This window comes from Williamsia sp. Y712 (assembly GCF_059445525.1).
The window spans coordinates 216,579-230,892 of the sequence record NZ_JCAIUN010000002.1; the positions used below are offsets into that span (position 1 = coordinate 216,579).

General features: G+C 63.2%; 16 protein-coding genes. 7 read left to right on the top strand and 9 right to left on the bottom strand.

The features are described 5' to 3' along the window. Window positions 1-9: 9 nt before the first annotated feature. The 3 genes from AC1D75_RS15795 to AC1D75_RS15805 form a co-directional block, all read right to left on the bottom strand. Window positions 10-444 carry a VOC family protein gene (locus AC1D75_RS15795; RefSeq protein ID WP_495516279.1) on the bottom strand — a complete coding sequence of 145 codons (435 nt, stop codon included), beginning with the start codon at window positions 442-444 and terminating at the stop codon, window positions 10-12. 84 nt (window positions 445-528) lie between these two features. After that, on the bottom strand, window positions 529-930 hold the full coding sequence (locus tag AC1D75_RS15800; protein ID WP_495516280.1) for a YybH family protein: 402 nt from the start codon (window positions 928-930) through the stop codon (window positions 529-531). A 119-nt stretch (window positions 931-1,049) separates the two neighbouring features. Continuing rightward, window positions 1,050-2,075, bottom strand: a complete 1,026-nt coding sequence (locus AC1D75_RS15805) for an LLM class flavin-dependent oxidoreductase (protein WP_495516281.1) — start codon at window positions 2,073-2,075, stop codon at window positions 1,050-1,052. Window positions 2,076-2,262: 187 nt separating this feature from the next. Here AC1D75_RS15805 and AC1D75_RS15810 point away from each other — a divergent pair, with 187 nt between their 5' ends. After that, complete coding sequence (locus tag AC1D75_RS15810; RefSeq protein WP_495516895.1) at window positions 2,263-3,381, top strand: phosphotransferase family protein; 1,119 nt, start codon at window positions 2,263-2,265, stop codon at window positions 3,379-3,381. Continuing rightward, entirely contained in the window at window positions 3,378-4,493 is a 1,116-nt protein-coding gene (locus tag AC1D75_RS15815; RefSeq protein WP_495516282.1) for an Rv3169 family protein, read from the top strand. The genes AC1D75_RS15810 and AC1D75_RS15815 overlap by 4 nt, the downstream gene beginning before the upstream one ends. A 12-nt stretch (window positions 4,494-4,505) precedes the next feature. Here AC1D75_RS15815 and AC1D75_RS15820 read toward each other — a convergent pair whose 3' ends face one another. After that, entirely contained in the window at window positions 4,506-4,991 is a 486-nt protein-coding gene (locus tag AC1D75_RS15820; protein ID WP_495516283.1) for a MarR family winged helix-turn-helix transcriptional regulator, read from the bottom strand. A gap of 117 nt (window positions 4,992-5,108) precedes the next feature. Here AC1D75_RS15820 and AC1D75_RS15825 point away from each other — a divergent pair, with 117 nt between their 5' ends. From AC1D75_RS15825 to AC1D75_RS15835, 3 genes are all read left to right on the top strand, one after another. Beyond that, a complete protein-coding gene (locus tag AC1D75_RS15825; protein WP_495516284.1) occupies window positions 5,109-5,573 on the top strand; it encodes a DoxX family protein in 465 nt (154 codons plus the stop codon). A gap of 105 nt (window positions 5,574-5,678) precedes the next feature. Next, complete coding sequence (locus AC1D75_RS15830) at window positions 5,679-6,158, top strand: nitroreductase family deazaflavin-dependent oxidoreductase (RefSeq protein ID WP_495516285.1); 480 nt, start codon at window positions 5,679-5,681, stop codon at window positions 6,156-6,158. Between the two features lie 4 nt (window positions 6,159-6,162). After that, window positions 6,163-7,056 (top strand): hypothetical protein, encoded by an 894-nt coding sequence (locus tag AC1D75_RS15835; protein ID WP_495516286.1) that lies wholly within the window; start codon window positions 6,163-6,165, stop codon window positions 7,054-7,056. 33 nt (window positions 7,057-7,089) lie between these two features. On the opposite strand, the gene AC1D75_RS15840 is transcribed toward AC1D75_RS15835, so the two are convergent. The 3 genes from AC1D75_RS15840 to AC1D75_RS15850 all read right to left on the bottom strand — a co-directional run bounded on the left by AC1D75_RS15840 (window position 7,090) and on the right by AC1D75_RS15850 (window position 10,279). Then, a complete protein-coding gene (locus tag AC1D75_RS15840) occupies window positions 7,090-8,307 on the bottom strand; it encodes a cation:proton antiporter (RefSeq protein ID WP_495516287.1) in 1,218 nt (405 codons plus the stop codon). Window positions 8,308-8,447: 140 nt separating this feature from the next. Further along, window positions 8,448-8,837: a DUF732 domain-containing protein gene (locus AC1D75_RS15845; RefSeq protein WP_495516288.1), complete on the bottom strand. Its 390-nt coding sequence runs from the start codon at window positions 8,835-8,837 to the stop codon at window positions 8,448-8,450. A 44-nt stretch (window positions 8,838-8,881) separates the two neighbouring features. Then, complete coding sequence (locus tag AC1D75_RS15850) at window positions 8,882-10,279, bottom strand: hypothetical protein (RefSeq protein ID WP_495516289.1); 1,398 nt, start codon at window positions 10,277-10,279, stop codon at window positions 8,882-8,884. Window positions 10,280-10,449: 170 nt separating this feature from the next. Between AC1D75_RS15850 and AC1D75_RS15855 the strand changes: the two genes are divergently transcribed. Further along, a complete protein-coding gene (locus tag AC1D75_RS15855; protein ID WP_495516290.1) occupies window positions 10,450-10,881 on the top strand; it encodes a DUF309 domain-containing protein in 432 nt (143 codons plus the stop codon). Here the strand turns inward: AC1D75_RS15855 and AC1D75_RS15860 are convergent. Further along, window positions 10,844-12,382 (bottom strand): flavin-containing monooxygenase, encoded by a 1,539-nt coding sequence (locus AC1D75_RS15860; RefSeq protein WP_495516291.1) that lies wholly within the window; start codon window positions 12,380-12,382, stop codon window positions 10,844-10,846. The two genes, AC1D75_RS15855 and AC1D75_RS15860, sit on opposite strands and share 38 nt — an antisense overlap. Window positions 12,383-12,442: 60 nt before the next feature. On the opposite strand from AC1D75_RS15860, the gene AC1D75_RS15865 reads away from it, so the two are divergent. After that, a complete protein-coding gene (locus AC1D75_RS15865) occupies window positions 12,443-13,534 on the top strand; it encodes an AraC family transcriptional regulator ligand-binding domain-containing protein (protein WP_495516292.1) in 1,092 nt (363 codons plus the stop codon). Here the strand turns inward: AC1D75_RS15865 and AC1D75_RS15870 are convergent. Then, window positions 13,437-14,267, bottom strand: a complete 831-nt coding sequence (locus AC1D75_RS15870) for a HugZ family pyridoxamine 5'-phosphate oxidase (protein ID WP_495516293.1) — start codon at window positions 14,265-14,267, stop codon at window positions 13,437-13,439. The genes AC1D75_RS15865 and AC1D75_RS15870 overlap by 98 nt on opposite strands. Between the last annotated feature and the right edge of the window lie 47 nt (window positions 14,268-14,314).

Here is a 14,314-nt window from a genome sequence, read left to right on the forward strand (position 1 = left end):
CGGCCGCGGTTACGGGTTGCCGAATTCGACGTTGCCGGTGTAGCCGACCATCCACTGGATGCCGTATTTGTCGGTACACATGCCGAAGCGTTCGGCCCATTCGACCTTGCCCAGCGGCATGGACACGTCACCGCCTGCGGACAGACCGCCGAACAGTCGATCGGCTTCGTCGGCGCTGTCGGCCTCGACCGACACGATGAAGTTGGTGCCCGCGGAGACCGTGCCCATCTGCTCGGGGACATCGGATCCCATGAGCACGCTGTCACCGAGGGGCAACGCGACGTGGGCGACGCCATTTTTCTGTTCCTCGGTCATTTCCATGTCGCCGGAATCCATGTCGCTGAAGCGGGCCAGCATCAACTCACCACCGAACACGGACTGATAGAACGTGAAAACCTCCTCGGTGTTGCCGTTGAAGTTCAAGTACGGATTCACTGATTTCATCGGGTGTCCCCTTATCGCAGTGGCCGATCACGTCCAGTGATTTTACTGAACGGTTGCGGACGCAGAAGGTGATCTCCAGAGTTGTTATTCGATGTCCATGGCAAATGAATGGTGCTCGTGTGTCACCGTCCAGCGGCCGTTCTCTTTGCGCAACCCGATGGTCAGTCGTAGTCGCCGATCGGGATTCTCGGCGAGGTCTTCGGCGGTACCGCAGCGCAGCAACATGTTCGCGAACGCGACGTCGGTACCGGAGGTGACGCTCATGTCGACGATGTCGAAGGTTGCCCCGGAGGCTTGCCACTTGAAGAACTCGGGCCACGTCTGCCGATATTCGTCGATACCCCGAACGCCGTTGTCCGGCGGTGGAACGTCGAACATGACGATGTCGGGGGAATGGTCGGCGACAACCGCGTCCAGGTCGCCGGCGCGGATCGCCTCGGCCCAACGGTTGATGAGTGTGCGGATCTGCGCGGTGTCATCGGACATGGTCTCGACACCTTTCTGACGGGTCGGCCCGCCGTTGAAGGTTTGATCCCTACATCGGGTCTGACCGCACCGATGCCGAAAACTCATCGGTCTGCCGCGGCGTGATGGGGGCGGCTCAATCAACCGGCTGCGGGTGTCCACCCCAGCTTCGGGCCGAGGTGCCCGGCCATGTCGGTGAGGATCTGCAGGTAGTCGGGATCGTCGAACGAGAACGGCAACGCAAAGGTTGTCTCCTGCGTCCGCTGGAATCCCGCATGGGAGAACAGCACATCGGCGATCTCGTCCGAGGTGCCGACGATGTCGGGGGCAAAGAGCATCTTGCGCGGGCCCTGCGGGGACTGCGTCCGGTCGAAACGTGCCGCGGCGTAGGCCCGGTACTTCCGTATTTGCTCGGGTGTGGCCGAGTCGGTCGGGATCACGACCAAACCCTGTGACACCCGGGCTTTCTCGGGGTGTCGATGGTGCGCGCGGTAGGCGTCGATGTGCTGTGCCTGAATGGTTGCGAAATCGAGTGAGTCCGAACCCTCGGCGGTGACCACCGAACTGGTCAGATAGTTCAGACCCTGTTGCCCGGCCCAGATCGCCGACGACAACATCCCGCCGTACCAGAGACGGTCGATCAGTCCGGGGGAGTGAGGCTGGACAATGCGCGAGAACTCTTCTATCCCAACGGTTCCCTCGAAGTCGCTGACCGGGACACCGCGTACGTTGTCCATGAGCCGGCGGACGCGGTCCTTACTGAAATTCTCGATCGCGTGCGTCTCGGGGTACAGGCTGGTCTTGAAGTTGTCATAGCGCATCGGAGTACCGACGGAAACGCCGGGATTGAGTCGGCCGCCGGAGAGGATGTCGACCGTGGCGAGGTCTTCGGCCAGGCGCAGGGGATTCTCGAGACCGAGTGGGATGACAGCGGTGCCGAGATCGATTCGGCTGGTCCGCTGGGTGGCGGCAGCAAGGACCGCAACAGGTGACGAGATCCCGAATTGCAGATGACGATGTCGCAGCCAGACACTGTCGAATCCCGGGTCCTCGGCGAGCTCGATGATTCTCAGGGTCGACTCATGGCCGTCGGCCGGGTGGGCCGGATCGAATCGCCCGATTGTGAGAAATCCGAGTTTCTCCAGTGGTTCACCGGGTAGTGGCACCGTTACCGTCCTTCGAGTTGGGATGCTGCAGGTGCGATGGCGGAGGAAAACAGCGAATCCCTGTCATCGCGTTGGGCACTCTGCTTTCATTACGCAACCAGCCGTATCGTAATCTGCGTCACATTTTGGACGAGGCGCGCAAGCTTCCGGAGGTATATCGGTGGCAGCTGACCGACCACTTGCAGACATGAAGTTGATGCGTTCGAGTCGGGATGCGGCCACACTTCCCCGGCGCCTCGCCGCCTGGTTGTCGACGGTCCTGCCCGGTGGGGTCACGCCTTCGGTTGTCCTCGACAGTGGCATAGACAGCAACGGGATGTCCTCGGAGACAATCGTGCTCACCGCCACCTGGGACCAGGGCGGCGAAACCACATCACGCCGATATGTGGCGCGAGTGACCCCGGCCGACGAGGATATACCCGTCTTTCCCGAGTATCGGCTTGACCACCAATTCGAGGTCATGCGTCTGGTGGGGGAGCTTACCGACATCCCGGTGCCGCAGGTGCACTGGATGGAACCCACCGGCGACGTCCTGGGCACACCGTTCTTCCTGATGGACCATGTCGACGGGATCGTTCCACCCGATGTGTTGCCATATACGTTCGGCGACAACTGGTTCCACGATGCTTCGGCGACGGAGCGGCGAGCCGTGCAAGATGCCACGGTGGCCGTCATCGCGAAATTGCACTCGATACCGGACGCAGAAACCACATTCGGCTTTCTCGGTGAGGGCGCTGCGGGTGACAGCGCCCTGCGGTGCAACGTCAACTGGTGCAGATCCTGGTATGAGTTCGCTGCCCGTGATATCGGTAGATCGCCGCTGCTGGAGCGGGCATTCGACTGGCTCGAAGAGCACTGGCCCACAGACGCCGAGGCGGCGCAGCCGGTCCTGCTGTGGGGTGATGCGCGATTGGGCAACACGCTATATCGAGACTTCGCGCCGGTGGCCGTACTCGACTGGGAGATGACGACCGTCGGTCCACGTGAGCTCGACATCGCATGGATGATTTTTGCGCACAACGTCTTTCAGCACATTGCCACCACGCTGGGAGTTCCCGGGATGCCGGACACCCTGACCGAACACGATGTGGTCTCCACGTATACCGAACTGACCGGCGTAGTCGTTGGCGACCTCGACTGGTTCTACGCGTACGCCGCGGTGATCTGGGGTTGTGTGTTCATGCGAACCGGGGCCCGGCAGGTGCACTTCGGCGAAATCGAGATGCCCGACGAGGTGGATGGACTGTTCCATCATCGGGCGCTCCTCGAACAACTCATCAGTACCGGCAAAGGGGAAGTGCAGTGATCGGACCGCTCGACGAGTACCCCATTCATCAGACGCCTCTGCCCATCGGACTCGTCGACTCGAGTGATCGAAACTTCTACGACCGCAGCTACTTTAATGCCCACGACCGCACCGGCGACATATTTGTGATCACCGGTGCGGGCTACTACCCGAATCTGGGCACCAAGGATGCTTTTGTGTTAGTGCGGCGAGGTGACGTGCAGACCGCGGTACATCTCGGAGACGCCATCGACTCCGATCGGCTCAACCAGCACGTCAACGGCTATCGGATCGAGGTGGTCGAACCGTTGCGGACCTTGCGTCTGATCCTCGAGCCCACCGAGGGCATTGCCATGGACATGACGTGGCAGGGTTCGTTCGACGTCTTGCAGGAACAACCGCACATCATGCGCACCGGCAGTCGAATCACACTGCAGGCGCAACGGTTTGCCCAAGTGGGCACGTGGAGCGGTACGTTGTCGATCGACGGCACCGACATAGCCGTCGATCCGTCGACGTGGGTGGGCACTCGCGATCGCTCCTGGGGTATCCGGCCGGTCGGGGAGTCCGAACCGCCGGGCCGGCCTGCTGATCCGCCATTTGAAGGCATGTGGTGGCTGTACGTGCCGCTGCGTTTCGACGACTTCGCGGTCGTTCTCATCATCCAGGAGGACCCGACCGGGCATCGGATACTCAACGACTGCACCCGGGTGTGGTCCGACGGGCGCACCGAACAACTCGGCTGGCCGCGGGTGGCGATCCGATACGCCTCCGGAACCCGGATCCCCACCGGGGCAACCATCGAATGCACCACGCCGGACGGATCCCCGCTGATACTCGAGATCGAATCCCGGCTGGCAGTACCGATACACGTCGGCGGTGGATACGGCGGCGACCCCGACTGGATTCACGGCACCTGGCACGGGGAGAAGTTCGTCGATCGGGTCAGCTACGACGTCACCGACGCCGCGGTTGCCGGCCGGATGATGTTCGGAGTCATCGATCATGTCGGAAGGGCGCTGTGCACCGGGCCCGGCGCTGACGGCGTGGAGGGATTCGGATTGTTCGAACATGGTGCGCTCGGGCGGCACGACCCCTCCGGGTTCACCGACTGGATGACCCTGGCGCCCTGATCATCTCCTTGTTCAGGGAGACGTTGTTCGGCGTGGTGGTGGCGAGTCGGCGTTGATCCGCTTGCCGATCGCCGTGAGTTGGCGGAGCTGGGCGCGACTGAGTCGATCGATGACCAGGGAGCGGACGTTGGCGGCATACCCGGGCGCGGTTTCGACCACCTTGTCCCAACCGGCTTCGGTCAGAACGGCATTGGTGAATCGTCCGTCGTCCGGGCACGGAAACCGCCTGACCCATTCCCGCTTCTCCAGGCGGGTGACCACGTGGGACAGTCGGGACAATGAGCCATAGGACATCTCGGCCAGTGTGCTCATGCGAAGCGTGCGATCGGGGGCCTCGGACAAGGCCGCGAGCACCTCGTACTCGAAGTGGGTGAGCTGGGCGTCGCGCAGTAGTTGTGCATCGAGTGCGTGGGGCAGGCGCGCCAACGCGGTCGCCACCTGGATCCAGGCGTCCATTTCTTCGTCGTCGAGCCACTTCGGCTCCGGCCCGCTCTGCATTGTCGAAGTGTATTACGGCCGGGAGTGCTTGACGCATCACTTGACGCATCAAGTTGATTCTTCGTACCCTCAACTTGATACGTCAAGTCAACTCCGCACATTAAGGCAGTTCAGACAATGAGTAACCCCATCATTCGTAACGCAGGCATCCTGGTTGGACGCATCGGTCTCGGCGTCGTCTTCTTGGCGCATGGACTTCAGAAGTTCCAGCAGAACGGATGGGCCGGACCGAAAGCCGGCTTCGAGATGATGGATGTGCCGCTTGCTCCGGTGTCGGCCTTCCTGGTCACCTGGCTCGAGATCCTCGGTGGCATTGCCCTGATTGCCGGCGTCCTGACCCCGATCGTCGGTGCTCTGCTGTTCCTCGACATGCTCGGTGCGCTTTTCATCACGCACATCGACAACGGCATCTGGGCGTCCGACGGCGGATACGAGCTGGTCCTGTCGCTCGGCATGGGCGCGCTGCTACTCGCCGTTGTGGGTGCCGGAAAGTTCAGCGTCGACTCAGTCCTCGGCACAAAGGTGAGCTGGTTTGCCGCCGACAACAAGCGCTCGAACGCTCTGGTCGGTGCCAACAGCTGACAACTCGCACCGAATTCCGCCGCGGAACCCGGTGCGCTCACCAGCGCGCCGGCTCCGCGGCCGATTGATGCGGTGGGTAGAGGTCGGAGTGGGTAGCCTGTGCCGGTGGGGATACTGACGCCGCTGGCGGTAAAGATTGGCGCGCTCTCGTGGATGCCGAAAATGCTTCCGCTGATCGAGAAGTCGGACGTGGGTCTGCAGCGTCTCACCAGGGGGCGAGTCAGTGTGCTCGACATCGCCGGACTTCCCAATATCGTTTTGCGGGTGCCGGGACGAAAGACCGGGACCGTTCGGTCGACCCCGTTGCTGTGCGCGCTGAAAGACGACGGCTGGCTGATTGCCGGTTCGTACTTCGGAAATCCGGAGATGCCCAGTTGGGTGCTCAACATCAGGGCCTGCAAGACGGCCGAGATCGTGCACCGCGGAAAGACGTTGAAGGTCAACTGGCGAGAGGTCGCCGGACCTGAGCGGGACGAGGTCTGGAAGATCCTGCTCGACACCTGGCCGAACTTTGCGATCTACGAAGAGCGGACCGAACGATTGATCCCGGTGTTCTTCCTGAGTAAGGTGACCGCCGACTCATAGGTCAGTGGCAGGGGCGATCGCAGTGGACATCAACGAGGTGGCCGACGAACTGTACGGTCTGGAACCGGCCGACTTCGTCGAGATCCGCACGGTCAGGGCCAAAGAAGCACGCGCCGCCGGGGATAGGGCGCTCGCCAACAAGATCGCCGGCTTGCGACGGCCGACCACCGTCGCGTGGATGGTCAACATCCTGTCCCGGGAGAACTCCGACGACGTCGAGAATCTGCTCGACCTCGGTGAGGCGATGCGTGAAGCCCAGCGCCATCTGGCCGGCGACGACCTGCGGACCCTGACCACCCAACGCCAACAGGGGGTGCGTGCACTGGCCCGGCAAGCCGGGTCACTGGCCGCAAGCAACGGGCATCAGGCGAGTGAGACCGCGCTCCGGGAGGTCGGTCAGTCCTTGCATGCGGCGTTGGCCGATCCCGAGATCGGAGAACTGGTCCGGGCCGGTCGATTGCTCTCCGCAGTCAGCTACAGCGGGATGGGTCCGGCCGGGTTGACGTTGGTCGGCGGAAGCGAACACAAGCGCACGCCCACCCGTGCGCCTCGCGACAAGGCATCAGATGACGCCCTCGACGCGGTGCGGGCACAGCTTGTTGCGGCGGAGGAAGCCGAGCGCACCGCGCTCTCGACGACCCGAGAAGCACAAGAGGAGGCCGACCGGGCCCAGACGGCCGTCGAAGACGCATCGGTTCGGGTGGAAGAACTGCGGGGGCAACTGACGCAGGCCGAACAAGAACTCCAATTCGCCCGCCGCGCCGAGGGGGTCGCAACAGAACATGTCGCGACGTCGGAGCAGGAGACCGAGCAGGCCCGCGAACAAGTGGCGCAGATCCGTAAAGAGATCGAATCACTCGCGACCGACCCCGATACGAGCGGTCGACCGCCGCGTTGAACGGCGTGACTGTCGTAGATGTGTTGCCGTCGGTCAGGTGAGCTCGCGGACGTCGACATGAGGTCCCCGACGCTCGAGCCACTGCGCGACCACACTGGACCCGACGCCGTGGATCACCACGCTGGCCATCACCGTGAACGTCATCGCGTACAGGGTGTCGTCGGCGATCGTGCCGTCCAGGGCATTGAACGCCAGGAGCCCGAAAACGATGGACGCCGTACCGCGCGGGCCGAGCATGCCGATCACCAATCGATCGACGCGGCCCAGGTCTGTGCCCATCAGAGACAGGTAGACCGGCCCGATTCGCAGAACGGTCAGCGCGGCGATACCGAGAATGATGATCTGCCAGACGAATTCGAACTCGAATACCAGGACCGACGCGCAACCGAACACAAACCACATGGTGAGCGCGGCGAGAGCACCAACGTCGTCGACAAGTGAGAGTTCTTCGTCGCTTGGCCCGCCCTTGCGTGTCGCCTTGTAGGCGATACCGCAGATGAACGCGGCCACAAAGCCATTGCCATCCACCTGCTGTGCGCAACCGTAGGCAAAGAGCGGAAAGATGACGAGGCTGATCCGGATCGACTGCTCGGTGGCGAACCCGCGACTCACGGACTGGTTGCTCAACCAGGCAGCGATGAAGCCGACAGCCGCACCGACAACAACCGCCGAGAGAGCTGCGGGCAGCGCGGTCTCGAGTGCGTCAGCCGGAGACTGTGCGTGCGAGTGGTCACCGGCAAGGGTGAGGGCAAAAATGAAGAGCGGCGCCACAATTCCGTCGTTGTAGCCACTCTCGACATTCAGGAGGTGACGTACCCGCGACGAGATGCGTTGATCTCGCAGGATGGATGATGCGGGTGCCAGGTCGATCGGGATGATGATGCATGCGATGAGCAGAAGGACACCGACAGACAGGCTCGGTAGTAGGGCAATACCCAACAGCACGGCCGCTGCGATCGAGAGCGGCATCGCGATCAGCAACAGCCGAAGCGAGATTCGGCGTTCGCCTGCGAAGTAGCCACCCTTGACCTCGGTGGCATCGACGAACAGCAGCACCGCCAGGATCAACTCGACAATTCGTTCGGCCACAACTGTGTCGAGTGCATTTCCGATGTCGTTGTTTGTGGTCAGTCCGATCGCGATGCCTGCCATGACCATCAGGAATGGTCCGGAGATCCGGAATCGTGCCATGCGACCCGCGATCAGGGACCAGCTGACGATCACCAGCATGGCGATCAGAATCGACGTCATCGTGTTGGCAGTTGTTTGCCGAAATCCCCGAGCATCCGGTGATCGTATACGTGGCCGTGGCCCGCTGCGACCGGACGCGGCCGGTCGCAGCGCGCGGCATATGTTGTGCCGGTGAGTTGTTGGGCGTTCAGCTCATGTACTCAGTTGCCGGTGAGTTTGCCGACGTTGCCCGGGCAGTAGATCGGGACCGCGATGTTGATCAACGTGCGCGACTTCGAGTCGCTCAGGCCGGTCGCGTCGGCGGTCAAGGTAATCGTGTCGTTCAGACTCGTCCCGTTCGTCAGTTCATCGCACACCGTCCGCGCGGCGGCGATCTGCTCATCAGTGTTGCCGAATGTTGCGTCCTGAGATTTCAGGGCCTCGGTATACGTCTTGTCCTGGACGTTGCCGGCGGCAGTGGAAGCACTGTCGATGGCCCGCTCAGCGCTGCTGCGCATCTGTTCGGTTGTATCCTGGACCTCCTCGCTGCTGCAGGCCGCTGCGAACAACAAGCAGCTGACAAAGGAAACCAGTGCCACAAGCTTTTTCATACCGTCTCCGTTTCGTTGACGCTCATGGGAGAGACGATATGCGATCAATCGGCAGGCTTGTCGATCCCGACCGAACTTGCCGGCGGGATTTGGTCGGAGGATCCGGGGCCGGACTCGGCCGGGGCATAGCCGATGGCAGGACGGGCGAGCAGTTCGACCGCGAGTAGTGCGAGGACGGCGATCAGAACGGTCATGATCACCACCAGACCCGAGGGATAATCCCAGAAGACCAGGACGATGATCGCGATCGCAATGATTCCGATGCGCAGCGGAAGCCGGAATCGCGCCGCAAACAGCTCGGCCGGGTGCGGGACGCGCCCACCGGCGTTCCCGCGCGTGGCGTTCATCCCCTTGCTGAATCCGCGGCGGATCGCGGCCGCCGAGGCGGACGATCCGGAGAGATATCCGATCAGGGCGATGACGATGCCCAGAACTGCAACGGCACGCAAGCTGGTGCGCAACGGCACCACGATGGTGTCGAGCAGCACCGCGGCCGCATCGCTCGACATGACATCCGGGGGGATGGCGTCGAGGTACACCGACCGTCCGATGCTGATCGAAACGGCGAGCAGCGCCATCGCGATGGCGATGGCGACGCCGACCAAGGAGAACGTCCGTCGGCGAGATCCGTTGGGCGCAGCCCAGATCGCCGCCGCCGCAACAAGCAGGGTGATCAGCGGCAGGATGGTGGCGGCCTTGTCCAGAGCGGACACCGCGCGCTGGGCCTTCACCAGATCGGGCGACTGGAAGATCACAAAGGACTTGTTGATATCGGGGATGTTCGCGGCGAACGAGAATCCGCGGTCGACCAGCGCGGTGCGGACGTTGTCGATGATCGGTTTCAGCTCGATGCTGACGGTGCCTTCATCGTCGATCTGTACGGCCTTGGCCGTATCCCCGGTCAAGACCGCCACCAGATTCTCGTGGGCCCGCCGGTTGGCGGCGGTCCACAGGGTCTTGAACTGATCCGAGGCGAGCAGGCGCTGGACCGTTTCATCGATGAACGATCGAGCTTGCTGGGTGAGCACCGGGGCCAAGCCGGTCACCGCGGGTGGAACGTTCGGAGCGTTCGCGGTCAGTGCGTTCAGAGCGTCGGTGGTGACCTGCTCGATGTTGGCGCGGGTCATGATCGCGTCGGTGATCTGCGCGGCCAATTCGTCGTGCAGAACGGTGTTTTCGGCCAGTGGCGCCACCGTTTGGATATATCGGTCGGTGTCGAGTACCTCGGCGCGGGCGAACCGTGCGACCACGGACGAGTAGGCAAGTATTGCGACGAGCACCAGAAGTATTGCGGCAGCGGTCCAGCGCAGACCGCGGTGGCCACGTCCGTCGGTTGTGTCAGCGGTTTTCGCGGTTGATACGGCCGCGTGCTCGCGTCGCAACCGCAGAAGTTCGGCGCGTTCTGAAGCGTCGAGCGGTTCGTCGCTGATGGTTGATTCCATGGTGGCGCCTCGCAATAGTCGGTGGCTACACGGCGGCGCACGCAGATCAATGCGCCGATCATCGACGCGCCGGCCATCAGCGTAAACCGATCAGCAACTGTGGGAGTGCGTCACGATAGAAGTTCACCCGTGGAAGGTGAGGAACAAACTGCAGGGCGAGGTGATGACACATGACCGACAACCGTGACCGGGATTCGGACGGTCGTGCACGGCAGGCACGACCACGGGATGCATTGGGGCGGCCACTGGCCTACGGGGCCGCGGGCGTGGAACCGGTGTCGGAGGAGCCACTTCCACCGGCAGAAACCATCGCCATGGCCACCGCACTACTCGAACAGGGCAGGCCCTTTTCCGCACATGAGGTGTACGAGGTCCGATGGAAGACGGGCCCCGACGCCGAAAACGACCTGTGGCAGGGCCTCGCGCAGCTCTGTGTGGCTCTGACCCATCAGGCCCGAGGTAACCACCGCGGAGCGATGCGACTGTTCGAGCGGGCGACCGAACGATTGTCGGCGTACGCGGATACCTCAGGACCGACGTACGGGCTCGACCTCGACGATGTGATCAGCGGTGTACGGCAGGAGATCGTGGGGACGAAGTGATCTGTGATCTCGGTGTGCCATGCAGTGTTTTGCCAAGATTTGACCGCAAGGTGGTCGCGGAGTCGAGCAGGTAGTTCTGCCGGACCTTCCAGGGGCTGCGGTCGCCCTGGCGGGGGAACGCATCGATCGACCGCTGGACGTAGCCCGAGGCCAGGTCGAGCAGGGGGCGTTCGGTGAGCGTGGGGTCGCGTTTGGGGACCACCGCGGCGTAGTTGTTGCGGTCCATGAAGTTCAGGACCTTGCAGACAAGTCGTGACGTCAGGTCTGCGCGCAAGGTCCACGATGCGTTGGTGTAGCCGATGCAGATGGCGAAGTTGGGAATGGCGCTGATCATTGCGCCCTGCCAGACGAATTGCTTCGACAGTTCGACTTCCTCGCCGTCGACCCGGAGGTCGAGGCCACCGAAAGCCAGGAGTTCGAGGCCCGTGGCGGTGACGATCACATCGGCGGGCAGGAACCGGCCCGACTCGAGGCGGATGCCTTCGGGTAGAACCGAATCGATGCGGTCGGTGACGATCTCCGCGTCGCCCTTCTTCATCGCCTTGAACAGATCGGCGTTGGGAATGGCGCACAGTCGCTGGTCCCACGGGTCATACGACGGGGTCAGATGCTCGGCCACCAGCGCGGCATCGCCGAGGATCTTGGTGCTCAGCTTGGTCAACAGTGCGCGGGCGGCTTGCGGTCGCCGCTGACAGAACTGATAGACGCCGATGGCGAACAGGATGTTCTTGGTGCGGATCAGTCGATGGGCAACGTGCGCGGGCAGGACGGCACGGAGTTTGTCCGCGATCTTGTCGCGGCTGGGAACCGCGCTGATCCAGGTCGGTGAACGCTGCAGCATCGTCACGTGGGCAGCAGTCGGGGTCATCGAGGGGACGAGGGTCACCGCGGTGGCGCCGCTGCCGATGATGACGACCTGCTTGTCGGCGTAGTCGAGGTCTTCGGGCCAGAACTGCGGGTGGACAACGGCTCCGGAGAACGTGTCGAGACCGGGAATGTCCGGTGAGTAGCCCTTGTCGTAGTTGTAGTAACCGGCGCAGGAGTACAGGAACCGGCAGCGCAGGGTCTGCTCGACAACGGCACCGACTGCGTCGCGCTCGTGCGTCGTGAGCGTCCACAGCGCGTCGGCGGTCGAGAAGTCGGCGGCCACGATCTTTGTGCGGTAACGGATCTTGTCGTCGATCCCGAACTCGTCGGCCGTCTCCTGGATGTATCGCAGGATCGAGGTTCCGTCGGCGATCGACTTCGCATCGCGCCACGGGCGGAATTGGTATCCGAGGGTGAACATGTCGGAGTCCGAACGAACGCCCGGATACCGGAACAGGTCCCAGGTTCCGCCCATGACATCGCGTGCTTCGAGGATCGCGTACGACAATCCGGGGCATTCGGTCTGCAGACGGTACGCCGCACCGATCCCGGACAGCCCTGCTCCCATGATCACGACGTCGAGATCCGCTTCTGGCGCGGTGTGCGTGGAATCGCCATTTGGTGAGATCGACATGTATCCAGTCTCCGTACTACCGACATCCGGTACTTGATTCTGTGCGACAACTATTTGATCATGGACGACATGTCCGTGATCCGATCGGCCGGTCTGCGGGGCTTTCGGGCACTGGCTGCCGAACTCGGCGGCGACGCGGAAGACATCGCACGATCTGCGGGCCTGCCGGCGGCCGCGCTCGACAGCGACGACCTCCTGGTATCCGATCTCGCGATGGCCCACACCCTCGAAATCGCGGCACAGCAGTTGGCCTGTCCGGATCTGGGCCTCCGACTGGCCGCGCGGCAGGACCTGGGCATGCTCGGACCGCTGGCACTCGCAATCGCGAACTCCTCGACGCTGACCGACGCCCTCGAATGCACGTCGAGGTACCTCTTCGTGCACGCCCAGTCGCTGAGTCTGGCGCTCGAAACAGATCCCTACGGCGTCGCGGGCGTGGTTGCACTGCGATACGGACCTCGCGCCGGGGTCGAGACGACCATTCAGGGCACCGACCTCGGGCTCGGTTTCCTTCATCGTTCGATCGAGCGACTACTCGGAGGCAGCTATGGGCTTCGGACGGTGGAACTGCCGTATAAACCCGTTGCGCCACTCGGTTGCTACGAGGACTTCTTCGGTGTGCCGGTTCGGATCAACCGGCAGTCGGCGATGCTGCGTGTGCCCAAAAGCATTGCTTCCCGGCCACTTGCCGGCGCCGATGAGAACCTGCGGATGTTGTCGCGGGCGTTCCTTGCGGAGCAGGTTTCCGATGCCGGTGCGGCAACGGCCCCGCGGGTGCGGGCGGCGGTACAACAGGTCCTGGGGACCGCACCACCCGAGATCGGTTCTGTGGCAAGGTTATTGGCAACACACCCGCGAACGTTGCAGCGTCGGTTGGCGGCTGAGGGCACGTCGTTTTCCGCGATACTCGATTCGGTGCGCCGCACAGAGGCGCGCCGGTACCTCACCACCACCGACATGCCCATGGGACAGTTGGCCGCCATGATCGGGTTGACCGAGCAGGCGACATTCACCCGATGCGCTCAGAGATGGTGGGGGAGTACGCCCACCAGCGTCAGGAAGGCCGGCCTTCGGCAGTCGGATCCGTCAGGGCCGCCTTCGCCCGCTTGGCCAGATCGACCGTCGCCATCCGCAGATCGGCTGCTGCGGTGATCGGTGTGGAGTAACCGACTCGCGTGTACGCGATTCCGCGAGGTGTGACCACGCGGAGGTCGAGACCATAGCGGTCGGCACCGGTGCAGGTGGCCTCGGTGGTGTCGGGGAATCCGCCGAGTCCCTGCGCCATCTCGACCAGAGAATCGGCGTGATCGTTGTTGAGATGCTCCATGGCGCGTGCGGCACCCGGTGTCACCGGATCGGGTGTCGCAGCCAGATAGGACTGCGCGGTCGCCGAATCCATCCGTCCGTAACCGCCCACCCACCGAACGCGCTCGACCCGCAGGATCCAGAGTGCGAAATCGCTGTAGTCCACGTAATACTTCGCGGCCGGGACCGCGGCCAGATGCGCCTCGCGGGCGGCGGCGAACTCGTCACCGGTCGGTCGTTCGACATGACCGGCGAGGGTGATCCGCGCGCTCGCCAACGGGTCGGACACAGCGTTGGGCGCGACGATGGCGATACTCGCCCGCGGATTGCCTGCCAGGTTCCGGCCGTGCTCGGCCATGTTCGACACGCACAGGACAGGTGCACCACCGAGCAGTCCGTAGGTGACGAACGACGCCCAGGGGTCGCCATCGGCGGTCAGGCTGGCGAGTGTTCCGGCGTTGGTCGAGGCGGCAATCGTCTGGGCCTCTTCGGCCGCGGACGGACACGTCGAGTCCACAACCTCGGTCAGGGGTGCTGGAACAGAGGGGGCATCGCCGGGATCGCCATGATCGAGAGTCATGTGCGAATCCTACTTGGCGCAGGTGTGGCCGAATGGGGTGTCGAGCA

Excerpts from the sequence above, each read along its gene's own strand:
- AC1D75_RS15795 (WP_495516279.1), bottom strand. The coding sequence starts at position 444 with ATGAAATCAGTGAATCCGTACTTGAACTTCAACGGCAACACCGAGGAG.
- AC1D75_RS15800 (WP_495516280.1), bottom strand. The coding sequence starts at position 930 with ATGTCCGATGACACCGCGCAGATCCGCACACTCATCAACCGTTGGGCC.
- AC1D75_RS15810 (WP_495516895.1), top strand. The coding sequence starts at position 2,263 with ATGAAGTTGATGCGTTCGAGTCGGGATGCGGCCACACTTCCCCGGCGC.
- AC1D75_RS15820 (WP_495516283.1), bottom strand. The coding sequence starts at position 4,991 with ATGCAGAGCGGGCCGGAGCCGAAGTGGCTCGACGACGAAGAAATGGAC.
- AC1D75_RS15825 (WP_495516284.1), top strand. The coding sequence starts at position 5,109 with ATGAGTAACCCCATCATTCGTAACGCAGGCATCCTGGTTGGACGCATC.
- AC1D75_RS15840 (WP_495516287.1), bottom strand. The coding sequence starts at position 8,307 with ATGACGTCGATTCTGATCGCCATGCTGGTGATCGTCAGCTGGTCCCTG.
- AC1D75_RS15845 (WP_495516288.1), bottom strand. The coding sequence starts at position 8,837 with ATGAAAAAGCTTGTGGCACTGGTTTCCTTTGTCAGCTGCTTGTTGTTC.
- AC1D75_RS15850 (WP_495516289.1), bottom strand. The coding sequence starts at position 10,279 with ATGGAATCAACCATCAGCGACGAACCGCTCGACGCTTCAGAACGCGCC.
- AC1D75_RS15855 (WP_495516290.1), top strand. The coding sequence starts at position 10,450 with ATGACCGACAACCGTGACCGGGATTCGGACGGTCGTGCACGGCAGGCA.
- AC1D75_RS15860 (WP_495516291.1), bottom strand. The coding sequence starts at position 12,382 with ATGTCGATCTCACCAAATGGCGATTCCACGCACACCGCGCCAGAAGCG.
- AC1D75_RS15865 (WP_495516292.1), top strand. The coding sequence starts at position 12,443 with ATGGACGACATGTCCGTGATCCGATCGGCCGGTCTGCGGGGCTTTCGG.
- AC1D75_RS15870 (WP_495516293.1), bottom strand. The coding sequence starts at position 14,267 with ATGACTCTCGATCATGGCGATCCCGGCGATGCCCCCTCTGTTCCAGCA.